The sequence below is a fragment of the Micromonospora sp. DT4 genome (assembly GCF_049841675.1).
Taxonomy (GTDB): domain Bacteria; phylum Actinomycetota; class Actinomycetes; order Mycobacteriales; family Micromonosporaceae; genus Micromonospora.
The window spans coordinates 1-19,623 of record NZ_JBNCKT010000106.1 but is presented as its reverse complement, the minus strand read 5'-3'; the positions used below and the strand labels follow the sequence as shown (position 1 = coordinate 19,623).

The window sequence follows — 19,623 nt, the reverse complement described above, 5'->3', positions numbered from 1 at the left end:
TACGCAGGATCGTGGTCATAGGGGGTAGCTCCTTCGGGGGTAGGAAACACCCACACATCCCGGGGGGATCGGATGACGTGGGTGTGAGCACCTCGTCCGGCGCTGCACGGAACAGGGGGAAAAGTCTGGGGCGGCGGCCTACGGGCTGATCGCTCGTGACGCCGGGGGTGGCGGCCTGCGAGCGGGGGGCTCGCGGCGCCGGGACCGGGTGTAACGACCCGCGGTCCGGGGTCATTCCCGGGGGTTCAGGTGGCGGCCTCCGAGCGAGGGCTCACGGCGCCGGATCCTGTATAACGACCCGACGGCCGGGGCCATTCCCCGACCAGGCCACCCCCGCAACGTGGACTTCTCCCGGCGGACAGACCGTACATAACGGGCGACGGGGACAGTCCACGGCCTGGCGGGCGGTCGGCGGATCTGGTCCGGCGATTCGCTCGAGGGTCAGCCCGCCACCATCCCGGCCGGTCACACCCAAACACCGAGACCGGACATAACGCCCAGAACGCGCCCGCGCACCGAGGGCAGCGGCGATACGGACGAATGATCGACTCCGGGTCGCCGATGTGGGGGCATCAACCGCGTCAGACACCCCACATCGGCGACCTGGCGGTGCCATGCGACCACCTGCGACGAGGGGACGAGGGCTGGCGCCCGTCGGAAGATCCGACGGGCGCCAGCCTGGGGTGCGATCCGGGCAGTGCCCGGAGGGTGGTGCGCCGATCAGTGCGCGGCCCCGCCGAGGCGCTGGCGGCGACGCCAGGCCAGGGTGAGCAGTAGCATGATCGCGCCGGCGCCAACGAGGCCGCCGCCGAGCTTCATGGGCGTACCGATGCTGTCACCGGTGACGGGCAGCGGCTGCTTCCTGTGCAGCACCTGCAGCTCGACGGTGGCGGTCCGGCCAGACTCCCGGCCCGTGGCGGTGAAGGTCAGCAGACCGGTCACCGATGGCTTGTAGCTCTTGGTGAAGCGACCCTGGGCGTCGGTGTACGCCGTAAAGTGCAGCGGCGCGCTCGCCTGGTACGCCACCGGCGCCATGGCCACGGTGGTGCCGTCGCTGCGGCGGGCCGGCGCCTTGCCGGCGGCCGGGGCCGCCAGCGGGGTGACGGTCACCGTGATGTCGACGGTCTCGTTGGGGCCGAAGCCCGTCCCGGTCAGGACGACCGTCTCGCCGAGAATGATCGTCGGCCGGTTGACGGTCAGGGCCGGCGGCTGCGGCGCGTACGGGGGCGGCTGGGGCGGGTCGGTGGTCGCGCTGGGCGCCGGCTGCGGCTGTGCCGCCCCCGCTGCCGTCGGCACGGCCACCACGGCCAGGCCGACCGTGAGCGCCATGATGATGCGGGATAGCCGCATGATTGGTTCCCTCCTACTGGTCACAGCTTGGTGCGGAATGAACTTGGGTGGTCCATGGGCTGGCGGTGGGGGTCAGCCACAGTTCGGCCTGCCCGACGCCGGTCTTGGCCGTCAGGACGGTGACCTCCAGCGCCCTCTCGACGCCGGGGCCGATGTCGACGTTGGCCGTCGCGACCTGGCGGCGGCGTTCGGTGCCGCTGCCAAGTGCCGTTTCGACCCCGTCGAGCCGGGCATCGAGCACGGAGCCGCCGGCCGGACTGAAGATCGACACCAACGTGCGAGCGGTGTACGGATCACCAGCCAGACCGAGGCCGAGGATCGACTTGCTCAGCCCCGACTTCGGCGCCGTCGAGCGCAGGGTCACCCGCAGCCGGAGCTCGCGGCGGCCGTCGGGCCGGCATTCACCGACCGTGAGGCTCGCCGTCGGCCGCAGGTAGTAGCCGAGTTTCGCGCCGCTGCCGTCGTTGAGGAACACGCCGACAGTCGGCACGGTGTCCTGTTCCGGGAGCGTCCCGGCCATCCGGCTGTCGCCGAACGTCCGCTGTTCCTCCGGGTGGGCACTCCAGAACAATATCCGGCGTTCCGTGATAGCACGGGCGAATGCGGACAACAACACCCGAGGGTTGACATTCTTCTTGAAGAAGGCGTCGAACACCGCGGCGGCGGAGGACGCGAAGTACGTGTCCTGCTGCGTGGTGCCCAGCCGCTGATAGGTCTCGTTCAGCAGGGTCTGCACGACCTTCTCGCTGGCCAGCGGCACCCCACCGGGCACCAGCACCGGGCCGGTCGCCTTGAGCAGGTAGGACAGCACCACCGGGTCGACGGCGAGCACGCCGTCGACAGTGGTGCCGGTCTTGCGGCGGAACATCTCCCGGTACAGGGCGGCGGCGGTCGGGAAGTGCGGCGTGAGGTTCACGTCGGCGGGATAGATGCCCGGCAGGTCGGTCCAGATCGCCCGGGTCTCGGCGGGCAGCTTGAGCGCCGGGGTGAACTGGCCGAGGGACGCGCTGCTGCCCTGACGGCCCATCCGGACCCCCCCGTTCTCGGCCTCGATCATCGCGTACGCGCCGAACATGCCGCCGGTGGCGCGCAGCTCGGCCAGGTTCTGCGAGACGAGCAGGTAGCGCCGCGGGCCACCGGCACCGAGCAACGGCGGCAGCAGCCGCGCACCCTGGTCGGCGGCGGCGGTGAGACCGGCCAGCCGGTCGATCTCGCCACGGAGGTCGGTCAGCGCCTGCCGGACCTGGCTGAGCAGCCGGTCGGCCGGCACGGTGGCCAGGTCGCGACGGGTGCCCTGTACCGCGTCGTTCACCCGCGTCAGCTCCGCGGAGACCGACGCCAGTCGGTCCAGGTCCAACCGGCCGCCGGCCGGCACGAGGCTGGTCAGGTCCGTGCGCAGCAGGCTGGGGAATGCCTGCCGGGCCAGGTCGTCGATGGCGACGGCGATCAGACGGACCGCGTCGAGGTCGTCGCCGGCGAGGGGGGTACGCCGACCGAGCGTCCAACTCGGGTCGGACGTGGCGGCCCGGGCCGCGCCGGACTGCTCTTGCAGGGCAGAGAGGGTCCGCAGGGCACGATCGGTGTCCCCGCCCACGACCTGGGCGCTCAGCTCCCGGGCCAGTCCGGCGGCGTTGATCAGGTGTGCGCGCGCCTGCCAACCCCGAAAGCCGACCCATCCGCCTGCGGCCAGCACCAGCGATCCGACCACCAGGGCGCCGAGCAGGGCCCGTCGCAGTCGCGCACGCCGGCGACGCCGGGACCGGCTCCGCCGCCGACGCGGCCGTTCGCTCTCCGTCACACCACACTCCCGTTTGCCGGAATCGGACACTCCGTCGGATTCCTTGACGTTCTTAGCACGTTACGAGGATTCTCATACCGTTATGGCATTTAAAGCCCTTTACGCGAGGTTTCCTCGCGGCTCTCCGCCGCCTGCGGTACGCGGCCCGCAGCCTCGTGCAGCAGCCGTTCGATCCGGTCCACGCCGGCCGGCAGCGACATCTCCCGCAGGTACGTCTGTCGTCCCCGGCGCCCCATCTCGGTGCGTGCGGGCGGCGGGATGGTCGCGGCAAGCCAGAACCGGTCGGCCAGCGCGGCCCAGTCCTCGGGAGGGCAGGACAGCCCGGCTCGGGCGCGCTCGACCAGTTCGGCGGTGTCCCCGCCGGCCGACGCAACGATCGGCGCGGCACACGAGAGCGCGGCCTGCAGTTTGCCCGGCAGCATGCCGCGAAGCTCGGGCAGGTCGCGCAGCATGATCAGCTGGTAGTCGGCGGCGGCGTACAGCTCGGGCATGTCGACCGGTGAGCGCCGCTCGAGGAAGCGGACGTTCTCGGCCTTGAGGTCGGCGGCGAGCCCCCGCACCCGCCGCTCGTCCGCGCCCGACCCGACCAGGACCAGGTCCATCGTGCGGTCCAGCGCCGCGGCGGCCCGTACCGCCGTCTCCAGCCCCTGCCGGGGGCCGATGGTCCCGGCGTGCATGACCACGCACCGGCGGTCCCGGCGGACCGTCTGCCGGGCCGCCGCACCGGGTGTCGCCGGGTAGAAGATGCGCTCGTCGGTCCAGTTGAGGACCAGACGGACCCGGCCCGGATCGGCGCCGGCGGCGACCACCAGGTCGCGCATCGACGGCGCGGCCACGGCGACCCGCGCCGCGGACCGGTAGATGCGGGTCATCGCGGCGCCCATCCGCGCCGACCAGCGGCCGTCGCCGGCCGCGTCGTCGCGCGCCCAGACATCCTGTACGTGCAGCACGGCCGGCACCTTCGCGAGGAGCCGGAGCACGGCGGCGGTGGCGAACGTGGTGGCCGGCAACTGGAAGACGTAGAGGGCGTCCACGTCACCCAGGAACCGGCGTGCCGCCAGCGAGGCGCTCCCGGCGAACGACAGGTAGCTGGCCATCCGCGCTCCCGTGGAGGCGGCTCCACCGGAGATGCGCGGCACCCGCCGGACCGCCAGCCGTTGGCTGTGCGTCTCGTGGTGCCACCGCTGCCGCCACCCTGGATAGACGTGGCCCCCCGGGTAGTCGGGGAATCCGGTGAGCACGCGGACCTCGTGCCCGCGCGCCGCCAACTCCTCGGCGAGGCTGCCGGGGATGAACGCCGGCTCGGGTGGGAAGTGGTACGACAGGATGCCGATCTTCACCGGAGCACCGCCGGTGGGCACGGATCGGCCTCGACCGGCGCGGCACCCCGGCCGGCGGACGGCCGGCCCGCGTACGATGCCGACAACCCCTTCCCGCGCGCCCAGCGGCGTCGACGCACCACCCTCGCGGTGTGGCGACCCGTTTCCGCACCCACGAGAGGGCTTCCGATGGCCGACCGCGTGCTGTTCGTGTGCCACGCCAACCTGTGTCGTTCCCCGATGGCCGAGTACCTGGCCCGCCGGCTGCTGGCCGACCGGCCCGTGCTGGTGTCCAGCGCCGGCACCGACGCGCGGGACGGGTTCGAAATGCACCCGTACGCCGCGCAGATCGTGGCCGAGGAGGGCGGCGAACCGACGGCGTTCACCAGCCGTACGCTGCGTGCCGAACACCTGGCCGACGCGACGCTCGTGCTGACCGCGACGCGGCGGCAGCGGTCGGTGTGCACCGCGCTGACGCCCGGCGCGCTGCACCGGACGTTCACCCTGCGCCAGTTCGGCCGCCTGGCGGCGGCGGCCGAGCCACCCGTCGGCTCGGCCGACGATCCGCTGGAGGCGGCCATCACCGCCGCCGCCCACGCCCGGGGGCGGCTGCAACCCGCCGCCCCGGACGCGGACGACCTGCGGGACCCGATCGGCGGTACCGTCGCCGACTTCCGTCGCTGCGCTGAGGAGATCGAACGCTCGCTACGACCCCTCGCCGCGCTCATCGGGGCAACCGGGTGAGTTCCTGGGTACGGTCGCTGACGCCGTTGACCCCGGCGCCCTCGCTGTGCCGGGCGGCAGTGGCCCGGTCGGTCGGGACCGACGGCGAGGCGGTCGAGGCGACCACCCGGTAGGCCTCATACTGGTACGTTTCGGCCTTGGCCACCTTCGCCATGTTCAGCACGCAGCCGAGCAGTCGTACCGAGACCGAGTGCAGCGAACGGGCCGCCGCGGCCACCTGTGCCCGCGACGTACGGCCCTGCTGGCTCACCAGCAGTGCGCCGTCGGCCTGGACGGCCACCACGACACCGTCGGTCACCGCGAGCAGCGGCGCGGTGTCGATGATCACGATGTCCGCGGACTCGCGCAGCGCGAGGAGCAGGTCCGCCATCGCCTTGGAGCCGAGCAGCTCACTCGGGTTGGGCGGCGCGGAACCGCTGGGCAGCACCAGCAGGGACTTGTCGCCCCAGCGCTGCACCACGTCACCGACCTGGACGTCCCCGACCAGCACGTCGGTGAGACCGACACCGGCGTCCAGGCCCAGGTAGTCGTCGACCTTCGGACGGCGCAGGTCGGCGTCGACCAGCAGCACCCGCCAGCCCGCCTCGGCGAGCGCGATGGCCAGGTTGCAGGACATCGTCGTCTTGCCCTCGCCCTGCAGTGCGCTGGTCACGGCGATGACCCGGGCCGGCTCGTGCACGTCCACGAAGCGCAGGTTGGTCCGCAGCTTGCGGACCGCCTCCGCGCGGGCCGACGTCGCGGCTTCGCCGACGATCAGCGGGGCCGTGCGGGCGGTGCTCTCGAACGGGATCTCACCGAGCAGTGGGCTTCCGGTGGCGCGTTGCAGGCCGGCGGCGTCGCGCAGGCGGACATCGGCGACGCCGCGCAGGATCGCCAGGCCGACGCCGAGCGCCAGACCGAGCAGGCCGCCGAGCGTGAGGTTCCGCAGCGGCTTCGGCGAGACCGGGCTCGCGCTGACCCGTGGGCCGCTGACCACTTCGATCTTGATGGGCGCCTTGCCCTCGGGTGGTGTCTCGACCTTCTGCACGAGTTCGACGAACTTCGCGGCGAGGGTCTCGCTCACCCGCAGGGCCCGGGTCTGGTCGGTGTCCGTGACGGAGGCCCGCAGCAGGACGGTGCCCGCTTCGGTGGAGGTGGTCACCCGGCGCTGCACCTCGTCCGCGGTGAGCCCGACCGGAGTCTCGGCCGCCACGCTCTGCGCCAGGCGGTCGCTGTTGAGCAGGTCGCCGTACGACTTGACGCGCTGCTGAAGGAACAGCCCACCCTGGTAGGCGTCGGTGACGCCCTGGTTCGGGGTGGTGACGAAGAAGGTCACCGAGGCGACGTACCGGGGCTGGGCCCGTACGGTCAGGAACGCCGAGACGCCCAGGGCCACCATGACCGTGACCAGTACGACCCACCAGTGCCGACGCACGTGGCGCAATTGGCGGAGCAGGTCCATCAGGAGTGCCTCCGGGCGGGTCCGGTTACGCCAAAGAACTTCACGAAAACCCCCAAGGTCGTCTGTCAACTCGTGAAACCATTAAAGCCCCTCATAGGGCTTATGTCCGGAGTTATGTATTTTCGGCGCGACCAACTGCGCCCGCATGACCAACCCGACGAAGGGCCATTCGGCAGCGGCGATGCCCGGAAAAGTCGACGACCGATTCCCCGCGGCCCCGCATCGTCGCCGCGTCCCGCTCATGTCGATCACCGCGTCCGGCCGACCGGATAGGGTGGACAGTGGTGTGCCGGGAAGTCTGGTCGGCGATTGGATCCGTGCCGTCCCGACACCCGAGGTGAGCCCCACCCATGACCGGCCGCTCCCCCTTCACCGACCGGCCGCGCGCCCGGCTCTTCTCACGGTCGTCCTGGCCCGAGGCCCGACACCTGGCCGAGGTGCTGCGCACCGAGACAGTCGGCGGCGCCCTGCTGCTGCTCGGCGCCGTCATCGCGCTGATCTGGGCGAACTCGCCGTGGAGCGGGGCGTACGTCCGGCTCGGCGCCTGGGTGCCCTGGCCCGGCGGCGTACGCTGGCACCTCGACCTGAGCCTCGCGACCTGGGCAGCCGACGGCCTGCTGGCCATCTTCTTCTTCGTGGTGGGCCTGGAGCTCAAGCGTGAGTTCGTCGCCGGCGACCTGCGCGATCCCCGGCGCGCGGCGCTTCCGGTGGTGGCCGCCCTGGGCGGGATGACGCTGCCAGCGTTGACCTACGTGGCGGTACTCCTCGGCACGGGCGGCGAGGGGCTGCGGGGCTGGGCCATCCCGACCGCCACCGACATCGCCTTCGCGCTGGCCGTGCTCGCGGTGGTCAGTTCACACCTGCCCCAGGGCCTGCGCGCCTTCCTGCTCACCCTGGCCGTGGTCGACGACCTGTTCGCGATCACCATCATCGCGGTCTTCTACACCGCCGACTTCCACCCGCTGCCCCTGCTCGCCGCGCTCGCCCCGCTCGGGCTCTTCGCCTGGCTGGTGCAGCGTGGCCGGACCTGGTGGTGGGCCCTCATCCCGCTGGCGGTCACCACCTGGGCCCTGGTACACGCCTCCGGTGTGCACGCCACGGTCGCCGGCGTGCTGCTCGGCTCCACCGTGCCCGTGCTGACCCGCGTCCGCGCCGGCAGCGCCGCGACGGCCGACCGGTCCGAGTCCGGCGGCGCGGACGCCGGCGGGCTCGCCGCACACCTGGAACACCGGTGGCGACCCGTCTCGGCCGGCATCGCCGTACCGGTCTTCGCCCTCTTCGCGGCCGGTGTGACACTTCGTGGCACCGATCTGGGGGCCCTGCTGACCGATCCGGTGGTGATCGCCGTGGTAGCCGGTCTGGTGCTCGGCAAGAGCATCGGGATCTTCGGCTCGACCTACCTGCTGGCCCGGTTCACCCGCGCCGAACTGGACGAGGACATCACCTGGTCCGACCTGGGCGGCATCGCTCTGCTGGCCGGGGTCGGGTTCACTGTCTCCCTGCTCATCGGCGACCTGGCGTTCGGCGCGGGCAGCACGGCCGACGAACGGGTCAAGGCGGCGGTGCTCACCGGGTCGGTGATCTCCGCGACCCTCGCCGCCGCCGTGCTGGCCCGCCGCAACGCCGCGTACCGGCGAGTGGCCGAGAAGGAGCGACTCGACGCCGACGGCGACGGCGTACCCGATGTCTATCAGCGACCTGGTCGAGACTGACCGGGACGACCGACGCCCGGTGTTCCGGCGGGAGCCCCGCCGGGGTCAGCGGCGGGAGTCGCCGCTGGGCCGCCGGTCCTCGGTCTCGTCGGCCAGCGCGTCGGCCATGGGCGCGGTGAGATCGTCGCCGGGCACCGCCACCTCCTCCGCGAGGTCCTGCTCGTCGGGCTTGCCGCCAGGCTGCGGCTCGGGAGCGGTGGCGCCGCCGGCGTACCCGTACTCGTTCGGTTCGTCATGCCGGCTCATGTGGTTATCCTCCCGTTTTTCCCTGTTTCGCTGGTACCGCCCACGGTAAGCGGTGATCGTCGTCCCCGCAGCGCGGCGGAGATTGTCGCCGTGACCACGGCGGCGGGAGACTCAACGCCGCCGCGAGCAGTTGGCGCAGCGCGACGATCGCTACGGCGGCGGCCAGGCCACCCCACGCCGGATCGTTCGCGAGACGAAGCAGGCCGGCCGCCGTCAGCAGGTCCAACAGCACCCGTACGGCGACCCGCACAGCGCCGGTGCACAACGCCGTGACGACCCCGGCGACCAGAGCCGACGCGGTCACCACCTCGACCAGCGCGTCGATCACGTCCCCTGCTGCCCGTCGGCGACCTGCCGCTGCTCCTGCCGGATCTCCCGACCGAGGAAGTAGTTCAGCGCCGTCCGGATCGTGGCGATCGCCGCCAGCTGGCCGATCTGGGTGAACGACGGAGACACCGCGGTCCGCAGGACGTCGGCCGCCAGCTGGAACTCCAGGCCGAGCGTCAGGAACCGACCCAGCGACAGGCGGATCGGGGTGAAGACAGCGGCGGTGCGGTGCCGCAGCCCTTCGGCCAGGAACCGCACCGCCGCCCAGAGAGCGCCCACGAAGATCACCAGGGCGCCGGCCACCTCCACCACGGCGACCAGCACCTCGTCGCCGTGGCGCAGCAGCTCCGCCGGCTCCACCCGCAGGCGTTACCCGCCGCCGGGGCAGCTAGTCGGCGCTCAGGTCAGCTCGTTGACGGCCTCCAGGATGAGCCAGAGGCCACTGATGGCGAAGAGCACCGCCGCGCCGTACCTGATGGTCTTCTCCGGCAGGCGGCGGCCGAGCATCCGGCCGACCAGGATGGCCAGCGCGTCCGCGGCCACCATGCCGACCGTGGAACCGAGCCAGGTGCCGAACCAGCCGTACTTGGTGGCCAGGGTGATCGTCGCGAGCATCGTCTTGTCGCCCAGCTCGGCCAGGAAGAACGCCACCGAGACCGCCACGATCGCCGTCTTGCTGGTCTTCTCGGCCTTGCGCTTCTCCTCCTCGGTGAGCGTGTCACCGCGCAGCGTCCACGCGCCGAAGCCGAGGAACGCCACGCCCGCCACCAGGGAGATCCACTCGGTGGGCAGCACGGCACCGAGACCCGAACCGATGGCGACCGACGCCAGGTGCACCACCGCCGTGGCGACGGTGATGCCGATCAGCACCGGAATCGGCTTGAACCGCGTGGCGAACGTCAGCGCCATCAACTGGGACTTGTCTCCCAGCTCGGCGACGAATATGACACCGAAGCTGACGACCAGCGCGGCGAGGAATCCCTCCATGACATCCTTCCCGTTCATGCCGGGAGGAGGTACGGGGGCGCCCTCGACCCGGCTGCGACAGCCTGAGTCGAAGGTCTCGCCCGCCCCGGAGACCGGGGCCGCGTGGCCGGATGCGGAACGCACCAGTATGTCGACCACGACATTGGGGGCTACTCCCCTTCGCGCGACCAGCCTAACCGATCACCGATCGGACCGGACGTCGCGGGTGAACAGGCTCACCGCGCGCGGGCCAGCGTCACCCCGAAGAGCCCGCGCGGGTCGGTCCAGAAGTGCGCCGCCGCGAAACCCGCCGCGTCCAGCTCGGCGGCCACCCCCTCCGGGAGGAACTTCGCCGACACCTCCGTCCGAAGCTCCTCCCCGGCGTCGAACGCCACCGAAAGGTCCAGCACACGCACCCGCATCGGCCGTGTCGCCCGCAGCCGCATCTCGATCCACTCCTGCTCCGGGTCCCAGCGGGCGACGTGTGCGAACGCCTCCGGGTCGAAGTCGGCGCCCAACTCCCGGTTGATCACGTACAGCACATTGCGGTTGAACTCGGCCGTGACCCGGGCCGCGTCGTCGTACGCGGGCACGATCACCGACGGGTCCTTCACCAGGTCGGTGCCGAGCAGCAGCCAGTCGCCGACCTCCAGCGCGGCGCGCATCGCGGCCAGGAACCCGGTCCGCTCGGCCGGCAGCAGGTTGCCGATCGTGCCGCCCAGGAATACCACCAAACGTCGACCGCCGGTCGGCAGCCGGTCGAGCTGACGGGTGAAGTCGCCCACGATTCCCCGCACCCGCAGCCCCGGATAGTCGGCGGCGATCTGCGCGGTCGACCCGAGCAGGGCGCTGACCGACACGTCGAGCGGGACGAACGTGCCCAACCCTCCCCGGCGGGTGAACGCGTCCAACAGCAGCCGGGTCTTCTCCGACGAGCCCGAGCCCAGCTCGATCAGGGTCTTCGCGCCGGTCAGCGCCGCCACGTCGTCGGCGTGCGCGGCCAGCACCGCCCGCTCGGCCCGGGTCGGGTAGTACTCCGGCAGCCGGGTGATCTCCTCGAACAGCTCGCTGCCCCGCGAGTCGTAGAACCACTTCGGCGGCAGCCACTTCGCCTCGGCGGTCAACCCCGCCCGGACGTCCGCACGCAGACCACGCTCCAGGTCGTGCGGCTCAAGGTAGATCTCCAACGGTTCCGCGCTCATCCCCCCGCCTCCCTGCTGTCGTCAGTCACCTCGCCCAGCCCGACCGGTACGGCTCACCGGGCCGGCAGTTCGCACACCCGCACCTCGTCCGCCGTGGCGGCGACCAGACGCTGCTGCGGCACCGGCCGCCACCCGGGATCGTCGTCGTGCGGCTCGGACGCCAGCACCACCGAATCCGCCGTCGCACGCACCGACAACGCGTGGCCGAACGTGCTGGCCACCACCCGCCGCCCGTCGGTGAGCAGCAGATTCAGTCGCGACCCCGGGGCAGCCTCGGCGACCTCGACCACCGTCCGGCCGACCGCCTCCACCGGGTCGTCGCCCGCGCGCAACCGATGCCGCACCAGCGCCCACAGCAACGCCGAATCGGTGGCCGCGTCCAGGGTCAACAGGTCACGCACCGGCAGGCCGGCGGCGAGCGGCACCACGGAGTCGGGCCAGCCCCGGACCACCCCGTTGTGGCTGAACAGCCACCGGTCCTGGGCGAACGGGGCGGCGGCGCCGTCGAGCACGGCCATCCCCACGGTGGCGGAACGGACCGCGGCCAGCACGGCGCCGGCACGCGTCACCGCCGCCAACTCGGCGATCGTCGGGTCGCTCCAGATCGGCTGGGCACGCCGGTACCGCACCGGAGCGCCGCCGTCCGGATACCAGCCGACGCCGAACCCGTCGGCGTTGATCGTGCCGCCGCCGCGCATGTCACGCGGCGCCCAGGACTGACGGACCAGCGCGTACGCCGGCTCGAACAGCAACTCGGCCAGCGTGACCGGTGGGCCCAGGTAGGCCAGGTGACGGCACATCAGCGCGCCCCCGCCGCCGGTCGCGTGGCCCCACGTCGCCTCACCGCGGCGACTCCTCCGGGCCGGCGTCGCGGGCACACCGGAAGCCGCTGAAGATCTGCCGTCGGATCGGATAGTCCCAGTTGCGGAACGTCCCCCGGCACGCCGACCGGTCCGTGCCGAACGAGCCGCCGCGCAGCACCCGGTAGTCGTCGCCGAAGAACACCTCGGAGTACTCGCGGTACGGGAACGCGGTGAAGCCGGGATGGCCGGTGAACGTGGTCGACGTCCACTCCCAGACGTCCCCGATGAGCTGGTGCACACCCAGCGGCGACGCGCCGGCCGGGTACGCGCCCACCGGCGCCGGCCGCAGGTGACGTTGGTCGAGGTTGGCGTGCGCCTCGGTCGGCTCCCCGTCACCCCACGGGTAGCGGCGGGAGCGCCCGGTCGCCGGGTCCCACCGCGCGGCCTTCTCCCACTCCGCCTCGGTCGGCAGACGCTTGCCAGCCCACGCCGCGTACGCCCGCGCCTCGTGGAAGCACACGTGCACCACCGGCTCGTCGGGGCGTACCGGGTCCCATCGGCCGAAGCGCCGGTACGCCCAGCCGTCACCGTCACGACGCCAGTGCATGGGCGCGACGAGCTGCTCACGAACCCGGTGCTCCCAGCCCGCCGCGCTCCACCACCGCTGGTCGAGGTAACCGCCGTCGGCGATGAACGCCTCGTACGCGCCGTTGGTGACCGGCGCGGCGTCGATGACGTACGCGGGCAGGTGGACCTGGTGGGCGGGGCGTTCGTTGTCCAGGGCCCAGGGGTCGGTGTCGGTGCCCATCGTGAACGCACCGGCCGGCACCAGCACCTCCCCACCGACACGGACGGTCGGCTCGGGCGGCGGCGGGGCGTGCAGGACCGCCGCGCCCGCGCGCAGCTGGTGGGTCGCGAGCATCGTCTCGTCGTGCTGCTGCTCGTGCTGCACGATCATGCCGAAGGCGAACCCGTCGGCGACCAGCGGCCGGTCGGTGAAGCTCACGGCGTCGAGCAGGTCGTACACCTTGTCGCGGACGGTACCCAGGTAGGCGCGCGCCTCCGCAGGTGGCAACAGGGGCAACGCCGGGCGGTCCCGGCGGGGCTGTTTGAACGCGTCGTACAGGTCGTCGATGTCGCAGCGGACCGGCTCACGGCCGCCCACATCGCGCACCAGCCAGAGCTCCTCCTGGTTACCGACGTGCGCCAGATCCCAGACCAACGGCGACATCAGCGGAGAGTGCTGGCGCATCAGGTCGGCGTCGTCGACCGCCTCGGTCAGCAGGGCCGTCCGGGAGCGGGCACGCGCCAACTCCCCCGCGATCCGCCCCCGCAACCGTTCCCCGTCGGCATGGTCCGTCGTACTCGCGCTCACCGTTGCACCTTCCGTTCGCGACTGCGGGGCTCGCAGACCCGGCTCACTCCTCGCGCTCACCGTTGCACCTTCCGTTCGAGGCTCACCGGTCGGCCCGGCGTGTGGCGGCCAGTCGCCGCCGTACGCCCTCCTGGATGTCGTCGTGGGTGTCCGCCGGCAGACCCAGCCGGGGCAGGGTGCCCAGGGCCAGGTCGAGCAGCGCGGCCGCCGCGGCGGCCAGCGCCGGGTCGGACAAACCGTGCCGGGCGGCGGCCGACCAGCGGTGCGCCACCGGGGCGCCGATCGAGTACGCCGCGCGCACGGCGCCCGCGTCGGTGAACAACGCGCTCAGCACCGCCAGCGGGAGCCGCCAGTCCCGGTCGGGCTGGGCGTCCAGGTACCGCAGTTCCAGGTAGCCGCGGGGCCGTACGGGTGGGAAGAGGGTGCTGACGTGGTAGTCGAGGTCGTCGGTGGTGGGCGGGCGAGGCAACGCGCCGTCGAGCCAGTCGGCGAAGGTGACACCCGGCGGCGGAGTCCAGTCCTGGCCACGCCGGCGCAGGCAGAGCAGCGGCGCGTCGAGCGCGTAGCGGATCCAGGTGGCCGTCGGGTCCTCGTCGGCCCTGCCGGGCGTCCACACCGGGCGGGTACGGGCCGGGTCGATGGCCAACCAGGCGGCCATCCGCGCGGATGCCCAACCGGTGCGCTGCCCGGCGTGTCGACCGGCCGAGGCGAACGCCGCGAGCAACGGCGGACCGATGGCGTGGGCCGCCGCCCAGCGCGCCGCGAGCTGGTCCGGCGCACCGACGTCGAGGCAGACCTGGAGGCTGGCGGTGCTGTACATCATCGTCCGGCCGGCCGGCCCACGCTCGTCGAACGCGCGACGCATAGCGCGGTAGCGGGGAGTTTCCACCACCGGGCGGGGCCGACGGTGGGGGTCGATACCGCTGCGCCCCAGGGTCAGGCCGACGGCGGCCAGCAGGCCGGTGACCTGGGCGATGTCGGCCTCGGTGGCCTGGATCAACGCGCCGGTCGAGGTGCGCGGCGGGGTGGAGATCTCCAGCTGGCCGCCCGGTTCGAGGGTCACCGTGCCGCCGTGTCGCAGCGGCTCGGCGGGGCTGGCCGGGTCCAGCGTGACGGGGCTGTGACGCCCCAGCGCCGACCGCAACCGCGCCGGGTCGACCGGGCGGGCGGGATCGGCGGCATCGTGCACGGTCCATTCGAGTTCGACGCCGGTGTACGTCGGGGGGCCGGTCTTGAAGCAGATGCGGGCGAGATGTCGACCCGCGGCGGCGGAGTCGCGCAGGACCACGCTCCGGTCCAGCTCCGGCGACGTCACCATCGGTGCGGCCTCCTTCGTTGTGCGACGACCGCGGGCGCCGTGCCTCAGCTCCGGAACGCGCGTGCGGCCGTAGACCCGGCCGTCGACACTCCCCGGGAGCGTCGACGGGGGCCACCAATCCCTGTCTAACAGACACGTTTCCCGGTGCAGGGCAGAACGAACCGCGCCGGTCGTACGCTCAGTTCGCGGCCGGTCCCGCCGGCTGCGAGGGCTTGATTTTCGCCCGGCCCGGTGGCGTCGCCGCCGGGGACGGTTCGTCGGGTCGCGCCGGAGCGGGCGGCGCCGGCGACGGGGACGACGGCGAGGGCTTCGACTCGGACACCAGCCGCTGGCAGTACTCCTCGACCGCGGCGACCCCACCGGCGGCCGCCACCAGACCCTCAAAGGGCGGCGTCCGTAGCGCCTTCTCCCGCTGGTCGGGCTTCTTGGTCCGCAAGGCGCGGCACAGCCCGTGCAGCTGCCCGTCGGGCGGCGTACCGACCGACGGCGGGACGGACGCGGAGGGGCGTCCGGACGGCGTCGATCCGCTCGGCGCGGTGGAGGCGGTCGCCGCCGGGCCGGTGGCGCTCGGTGGCGCGCTGGTCGTCGCCAGCGGCGGCGGCGGTTCGGGCGCCTTCTCCAGGCCGGCCGCCGCGAAGGCGACACCGGCGGTGGCCGTGGCGGCCAGCGCGCCGATCCACGCCACCGCGCCGGTGGTGAGCCGGAGACGGCGTGGTCGTCGGGCCACGGCGGGCGCCGGATCGGCACGGGCGGCACGGAACGCGGCCAGCGCGGCCTCCTCGCCCGCCAGCTCCCCCGGCCGAACCGGGCCGGCGGCGGCGGCGAGCAGCCCAGCCAGTGGGTCGGCGGACGCGTCCGGATTCGTCACGGCGTCGCCGTCGGTGGCGTCGAACAGCAGTCTGGTCTCGGCACGGCCGGCACGCCGGTCCGGCCGGTACGGGTTCATGCGGAATCCCTTCACGTCAGCCGTCCGCCTGCTCGGCGTGGGACGTCTGCCGGGATCGGCCGATCCGCCGATGGGCTGGCGGGACCACGTCGGCGCCAACCGACGGTGTGACGCCGTCGGCCGGTGCGCTCGGCGCGCCGGGCGCTGGCACCGTGCGCCGCAGGCCGGCGGAATGGGTCGTGGCGTCACCGTCCACCGACCCCGTCGGTGCGGTCTGCCCGTCCAGCAGGGCGGCGAGTCGCCGCAGCCCACGGTGGGCGGCGGCCCGTACGGCGCCGGCCCGGCGGCCGAGCACCCGACCGGCGGACTCCGCGTCCAGCCCGATCACGGCCCGCAACAACACCGCCTCGGCCTCACGGGGTGGCAGCGTGGCGATCAACGCCAACGCCGACTCGGTGCTGATCGTCTCGCCGGCCCGCTCTGCGGTGTCACCGTCGCCGGCCAGCCCGGTGAGCGCCTGCACCGGTACCGGCAGCGACGGTCGTCGCCGCAGCCGGCGCAGGTGGTCCATCGCCCGGTTGCGGGCGATGGTGACCGTCCAGGCGCGGAACTCGCCGCCGGTGAAGGTGGGCAGGTCGCGGGAGATCTGTAACCAGGCCTCGGAGGCGACGTCCTCGGCGTCCGCGCCGACCAGGGCGGTCAGGTAGCGCAGCAGGCCCGGCTGGAGGCTGCGGTACAGGAAGCGGAACGCGTCCTCGTCCCCGGCCTGCGCGGCGGTGACCGCGTCGGACAGTTCGCCTGTCATCGGCGGCTCACGGACCGGCCTGGGCGGATCGGCGCCACACACGCCGGCGGCGCGGGCGATTCGCGAACCCTCGACCCCGCCAGCTCCCGCACCGCTCCCGCCTCCCCCACCGAATCCGATCCGGGCCCGCGTCCGGGCCGGCCGGGGCGCCCACACCGGCGCGATGGCGCTCGACGCGCTGTCCGTCGGGCGGCCCGAGCCGGGCTAACGGTAGGAGGGGACCCTCGACGCGACAAGTTGGGATCGCATTGGGGAAGAGTGACAATTATCAAGCCGTCCCACCGGCGCGGCGCGGTAACGGCCGACGACCGTCGGACGCTCCCGGCCCCAGATGGCCCACTTCTGCGACGACCGGGCAAACGTATGCCGGAATGTGTCAGGTTTTGTCACTTCGCGTCATCGTGCCGTCACAGACCGACCCGGCGCTCGGAAGTCGGCCCGGTGGACCGACGGGTACGACCACACGGCCGATCCACCACGGCGCGCCGTTGTCCGCCACTCTGGGTACGGTAATGCTGTGCTGTCATCGGAGGTCGTGCTCAGCGGTCGCTACCGCCTGGACGAACGTGTCGCCACGGGCGGCATGGGCGACGTCTGGCGTGCCTCCGACCTCGTCCTCGGACGACAGGTAGCGGTCAAGGTCCTGCTGCCAGCGCTGGTCTCCGACCCGGACTTCATCGCCCGCTTCCGGGCCGAGGCGCGGATCATGGCCGCGCTGCGGCACCCCGGCATCGTCCAGGTGTACGACTGCGGCGAGGACGACCTGCCCGACGGCGGCCGGGCGGACTACCTGGTCATGGAGTTCGTCGAGGGTGAGCCGCTGTCCAAGCGGATCGAGGCGGCCGGTCGCCTCGACGTCGCCGAGACGATGTCGATCGTGGCCCAGGCGGCGCACGCGCTGGGCGCGGCGCACCGGGGCGGGATCGTGCACCGCGACGTCAAGCCCAGCAACCTCCTGGTGCAGGAGGACGGCACGGTCGTCCTGGTCGACTTCGGCGTCGCCCGCTCCACCAACGTCACCAGCATCACCAGCACCAACGCGGTGCCCGGCACCGCCCTCTACATGGCGCCCGAGCAGGCCGCCGGTCGACCGGTCAGCGGCGCCACCGACATCTACGCGCTCGGCGCGGTCGCCTACTGCTGCCTCACCGGCGGTCCGCCGTTCACCGGTGACAACCCCCTCCAGGTCGCCGTCCGGCACCTGGACGACGAGCCGCCGGAGCTGCCGCACGAGATCCCGGAGGCGGTCCGCGCCCTGGTGTCGCGGGCCCTCGCGAAGGATCCGCTGGACCGCTTCACCAGCGCCTCGGCCATGGCCGAGGCGGCCCGCACCGCGGTCACCGGCGGCGAGCCGCCCACGGCGCTGGCGTCGGCGGTGCCGCTGCGCGAGGCCGGGCCGGGCACCCGTACCGACGTGCCGGTCGGCGCGGCGGTGGCGGGCACGGCCGACGCGGGACGTCAGCGGCGCCGTGGTCCGCTGATCGGCGCGGCGGTCGCGATGCTGGTCGCCCTTGTCGGTCTCGGTGCGGCGCTGGGCGCGGCGCGCGACACCGGCAATGAGCCGGCCGTCAAGTTATCGACGACCGCGCCGTCGCAGGGGTCGACCCAGCAGGCGGAGTTGCCGGCGGCGAACGAGCAGACCACCGACGATCCGAGCCGCCCGAACCGGCCGAGCGTCCCGGACGCCACCTCGTCCGCGTCGGCCAGCGCCGCCCCGAGCACGCAGCCCAGCCAGTCGTCCAGTTCGCCGTCGCCGACGCCGAGCACGACCATCGCGCCGCCACCCAGCGACCCGCCGAAGAACTCCTCGTCGCCGAGCAACCCGCCGCCGACCGACCCGCCGCCCACCACTGAGGCGCCGACCGGCCCGGACGACCCGGTGGGCAACTGACCAGCCGTCCCAGCAGCACCGATAATCCCAAAACGGACTTACGTCTCCAGAAACCGCTCTAGGCTCTCCGCAGGTCATTTCCACCGACTGCCGCGGGAGCCCGGGTGAGCGCTGAGAAGCTGGTCGTGATCGGCCAGGGGTACGTCGGACTGCCGCTGGCCATGCGGGCCGTCGAGGCGGGCCTGGACGTCGTCGGCCTGGACGTCGACGCCGACCGGGTGAAGCGGCTCGCGTCGGGTGAGTCGTTCGTCGAGGACATTTCCACCGAACGGCTCGGCCGCGCGCTGGGCAGCGGCCGGTACCGCCCCAGCACCGAGTACACCGACGCCGAGGGTTTCGACATCTGCGTCATCACCGTGCCCACCCCGCTGCGCGACGGCACCCCGGACCTGAGCTTCGTCGAGCAGGCCGGTATCGGCGTCGGCCGGTACGTGCGGCCGGGCTGCACGGTCATCCTGGAGTCGACCACCTACCCCGGCACCACCGAGGAGCTGCTCCGGCCGCTGCTGGAGTCGGCCAGTGGGCTGACCAGCCCCGGTGACTTCCACCTCGGTTACAGCCCGGAGCGGATCGACCCGGGCAACCCGACCTGGCGACTGGAGAACACCCCGAAGGTGGTCTCCGGTATCGACGCGGTCTCCCTCGCCCGGGTGCAGGGGTTCTACCAGCGCCTCGTGGAGCGCACCGTCGCCGTCGACTCCACCCGCGTCGCCGAGCTGACCAAGCTGATCGAGAACACGTTCCGCCAGGTCAACATCGCGCTGATCAACGAGTTGACGATGCTCTCGCACCACCTGGACATCGACGTCTGGCAGGCGATCGACGCCGCCGAGACGAAGCCGTTCGGATTCCTGCCGTTCCGGCCCGGTCCGGGCGTCGGCGGGCACTGCCTGCCGATCGACCCGTGCTACCTGTCCTGGCAGGTCAAACGGCGTCTCGGCCGGCAGTTCCGGTTCATCGAGCTGGCCAACGACGTCAATCACGAGATGCCCGAGCACGTCGTGCAGCGGATCATGGCAGGGCTGAACCGGGCCGGCCGCGCGGTGAGCGGGGCCCGCCTGCTGCTTCTCGGGCTCGCGTACAAGAGGAACACCGGCGACATGCGCGACTCCCCCGCCGTCGACGTGGCCCGCCGGTTGCAGGCGCTCGGCGCCGAGGTGCACGCGGTCGAGCCGTACGCGGAGGCCCACCAGATTCCCGCCGGGGTCACCGTCGTCGGGCTCACCGAGCGGGAGGTGCGGACCGCGGACGCGGTCGTGGTGGTCACCGACCACGACTGCTTCGACTACGACCTGGTGGTCCGGCACGCCCGCTACGTCTTCGACACCCGCAACCGGTGCGCCGGCGAGATGGTCGAACGCCTCTAGCCCGAGTTTCCTAGATAAGTTGATCTTGGCTGGAGACTTCGCTGGTCAGACCTTGTTTCGACGCCGGTTTGGC

At 72.6% G+C, this 19,623-nt stretch carries 18 protein-coding genes; 4 read left to right on the top strand and 14 right to left on the bottom strand.

Translation table 11 applies throughout. The annotated features are described in order from the left end of the window. Positions 1-720: 720 nt before the first annotated feature. The 3 genes from ACLQ24_RS23680 to ACLQ24_RS23670 all read right to left on the bottom strand — a co-directional run bounded on the left by ACLQ24_RS23680 (position 721) and on the right by ACLQ24_RS23670 (position 4,488). Complete coding sequence (locus ACLQ24_RS23680) at positions 721-1,350, bottom strand: hypothetical protein (RefSeq protein ID WP_425893904.1); 630 nt, start codon at positions 1,348-1,350, stop codon at positions 721-723. Positions 1,351-1,363: 13 nt separating this feature from the next. Then, positions 1,364-3,148 carry a DUF4012 domain-containing protein gene (locus ACLQ24_RS23675; protein WP_425893903.1) on the bottom strand — a complete coding sequence of 595 codons (1,785 nt, stop codon included), beginning with the start codon at positions 3,146-3,148 and terminating at the stop codon, positions 1,364-1,366. Between the two features lie 89 nt (positions 3,149-3,237). Further along, the gene (locus tag ACLQ24_RS23670) at positions 3,238-4,488 is read right to left on the bottom strand and encodes a glycosyltransferase family 4 protein (RefSeq protein WP_425893902.1); all 1,251 of its coding nucleotides are present in this window, start codon (positions 4,486-4,488) and stop codon (positions 3,238-3,240) included. A 168-nt stretch (positions 4,489-4,656) separates the two neighbouring features. Between ACLQ24_RS23670 and ACLQ24_RS23665 the strand changes: the two genes are divergently transcribed. Next, entirely contained in the window at positions 4,657-5,211 is a 555-nt protein-coding gene (locus tag ACLQ24_RS23665) for a low molecular weight phosphatase family protein (RefSeq protein WP_425893901.1), read from the top strand. Here ACLQ24_RS23665 and ACLQ24_RS23660 read toward each other — a convergent pair. Continuing rightward, positions 5,192-6,652, bottom strand: a complete 1,461-nt coding sequence (locus ACLQ24_RS23660; RefSeq protein WP_425893900.1) for a polysaccharide biosynthesis tyrosine autokinase — start codon at positions 6,650-6,652, stop codon at positions 5,192-5,194. The genes ACLQ24_RS23665 and ACLQ24_RS23660 overlap by 20 nt on opposite strands. A 350-nt stretch (positions 6,653-7,002) precedes the next feature. Here ACLQ24_RS23660 and nhaA point away from each other — a divergent pair, with 350 nt between their 5' ends. Continuing rightward, a complete protein-coding gene (gene nhaA, locus ACLQ24_RS23655) occupies positions 7,003-8,364 on the top strand; it encodes a Na+/H+ antiporter NhaA (protein ID WP_425893899.1) in 1,362 nt (453 codons plus the stop codon). Positions 8,365-8,409: 45 nt separating this feature from the next. On the opposite strand, the gene ACLQ24_RS23650 is transcribed toward nhaA, so the two are convergent. From ACLQ24_RS23650 to ACLQ24_RS23605, 10 genes are all read right to left on the bottom strand, one after another. After that, positions 8,410-8,610, bottom strand: a complete 201-nt coding sequence (locus tag ACLQ24_RS23650) for a hypothetical protein (protein WP_425893898.1) — start codon at positions 8,608-8,610, stop codon at positions 8,410-8,412. Between the two features lie 4 nt (positions 8,611-8,614). Next, the gene (locus tag ACLQ24_RS23645) at positions 8,615-8,938 is read right to left on the bottom strand and encodes a hypothetical protein (protein ID WP_425893897.1); all 324 of its coding nucleotides are present in this window, start codon (positions 8,936-8,938) and stop codon (positions 8,615-8,617) included. Beyond that, complete coding sequence (locus ACLQ24_RS23640) at positions 8,935-9,297, bottom strand: DUF1622 domain-containing protein (protein ID WP_425893896.1); 363 nt, start codon at positions 9,295-9,297, stop codon at positions 8,935-8,937. Before ACLQ24_RS23640 ends, ACLQ24_RS23645 begins: the two co-directional genes overlap by 4 nt. Before the next feature lie 39 nt (positions 9,298-9,336). Further along, positions 9,337-9,924 (bottom strand): TMEM165/GDT1 family protein, encoded by a 588-nt coding sequence (locus ACLQ24_RS23635; protein WP_425893905.1) that lies wholly within the window; start codon positions 9,922-9,924, stop codon positions 9,337-9,339. 215 nt (positions 9,925-10,139) lie between these two features. Then, positions 10,140-11,105 carry an L-histidine N(alpha)-methyltransferase gene (gene egtD, locus ACLQ24_RS23630; RefSeq protein WP_425893894.1) on the bottom strand — a complete coding sequence of 322 codons (966 nt, stop codon included), beginning with the start codon at positions 11,103-11,105 and terminating at the stop codon, positions 10,140-10,142. A 53-nt stretch (positions 11,106-11,158) separates the two neighbouring features. Further along, positions 11,159-11,905, bottom strand: a complete 747-nt coding sequence (egtC, locus tag ACLQ24_RS23625; protein WP_425893892.1) for an ergothioneine biosynthesis protein EgtC — start codon at positions 11,903-11,905, stop codon at positions 11,159-11,161. Between the two features lie 40 nt (positions 11,906-11,945). After that, positions 11,946-13,283 (bottom strand): ergothioneine biosynthesis protein EgtB, encoded by a 1,338-nt coding sequence (gene egtB, locus ACLQ24_RS23620; RefSeq protein ID WP_425893891.1) that lies wholly within the window; start codon positions 13,281-13,283, stop codon positions 11,946-11,948. Positions 13,284-13,365: 82 nt separating this feature from the next. Next, entirely contained in the window at positions 13,366-14,601 is a 1,236-nt protein-coding gene (gene egtA / locus ACLQ24_RS23615) for an ergothioneine biosynthesis glutamate--cysteine ligase EgtA (RefSeq protein WP_425893890.1), read from the bottom strand. 178 nt (positions 14,602-14,779) lie between these two features. Beyond that, positions 14,780-15,547: a hypothetical protein gene (locus tag ACLQ24_RS23610; RefSeq protein WP_425893889.1), complete on the bottom strand. Its 768-nt coding sequence runs from the start codon at positions 15,545-15,547 to the stop codon at positions 14,780-14,782. Between the two features lie 16 nt (positions 15,548-15,563). After that, positions 15,564-16,292, bottom strand: coding sequence for an RNA polymerase sigma factor (locus ACLQ24_RS23605; RefSeq protein WP_425893888.1), 729 nt, complete (start codon positions 16,290-16,292; stop codon positions 15,564-15,566). A gap of 517 nt (positions 16,293-16,809) precedes the next feature. On the opposite strand from ACLQ24_RS23605, the gene ACLQ24_RS23600 reads away from it, so the two are divergent. Next, entirely contained in the window at positions 16,810-18,183 is a 1,374-nt protein-coding gene (locus ACLQ24_RS23600; protein WP_425893887.1) for a serine/threonine-protein kinase, read from the top strand. A 104-nt stretch (positions 18,184-18,287) separates the two neighbouring features. Continuing rightward, complete coding sequence (locus ACLQ24_RS23595) at positions 18,288-19,550, top strand: nucleotide sugar dehydrogenase (RefSeq protein WP_425893886.1); 1,263 nt, start codon at positions 18,288-18,290, stop codon at positions 19,548-19,550. Positions 19,551-19,623: the final 73 nt, after the last annotated feature.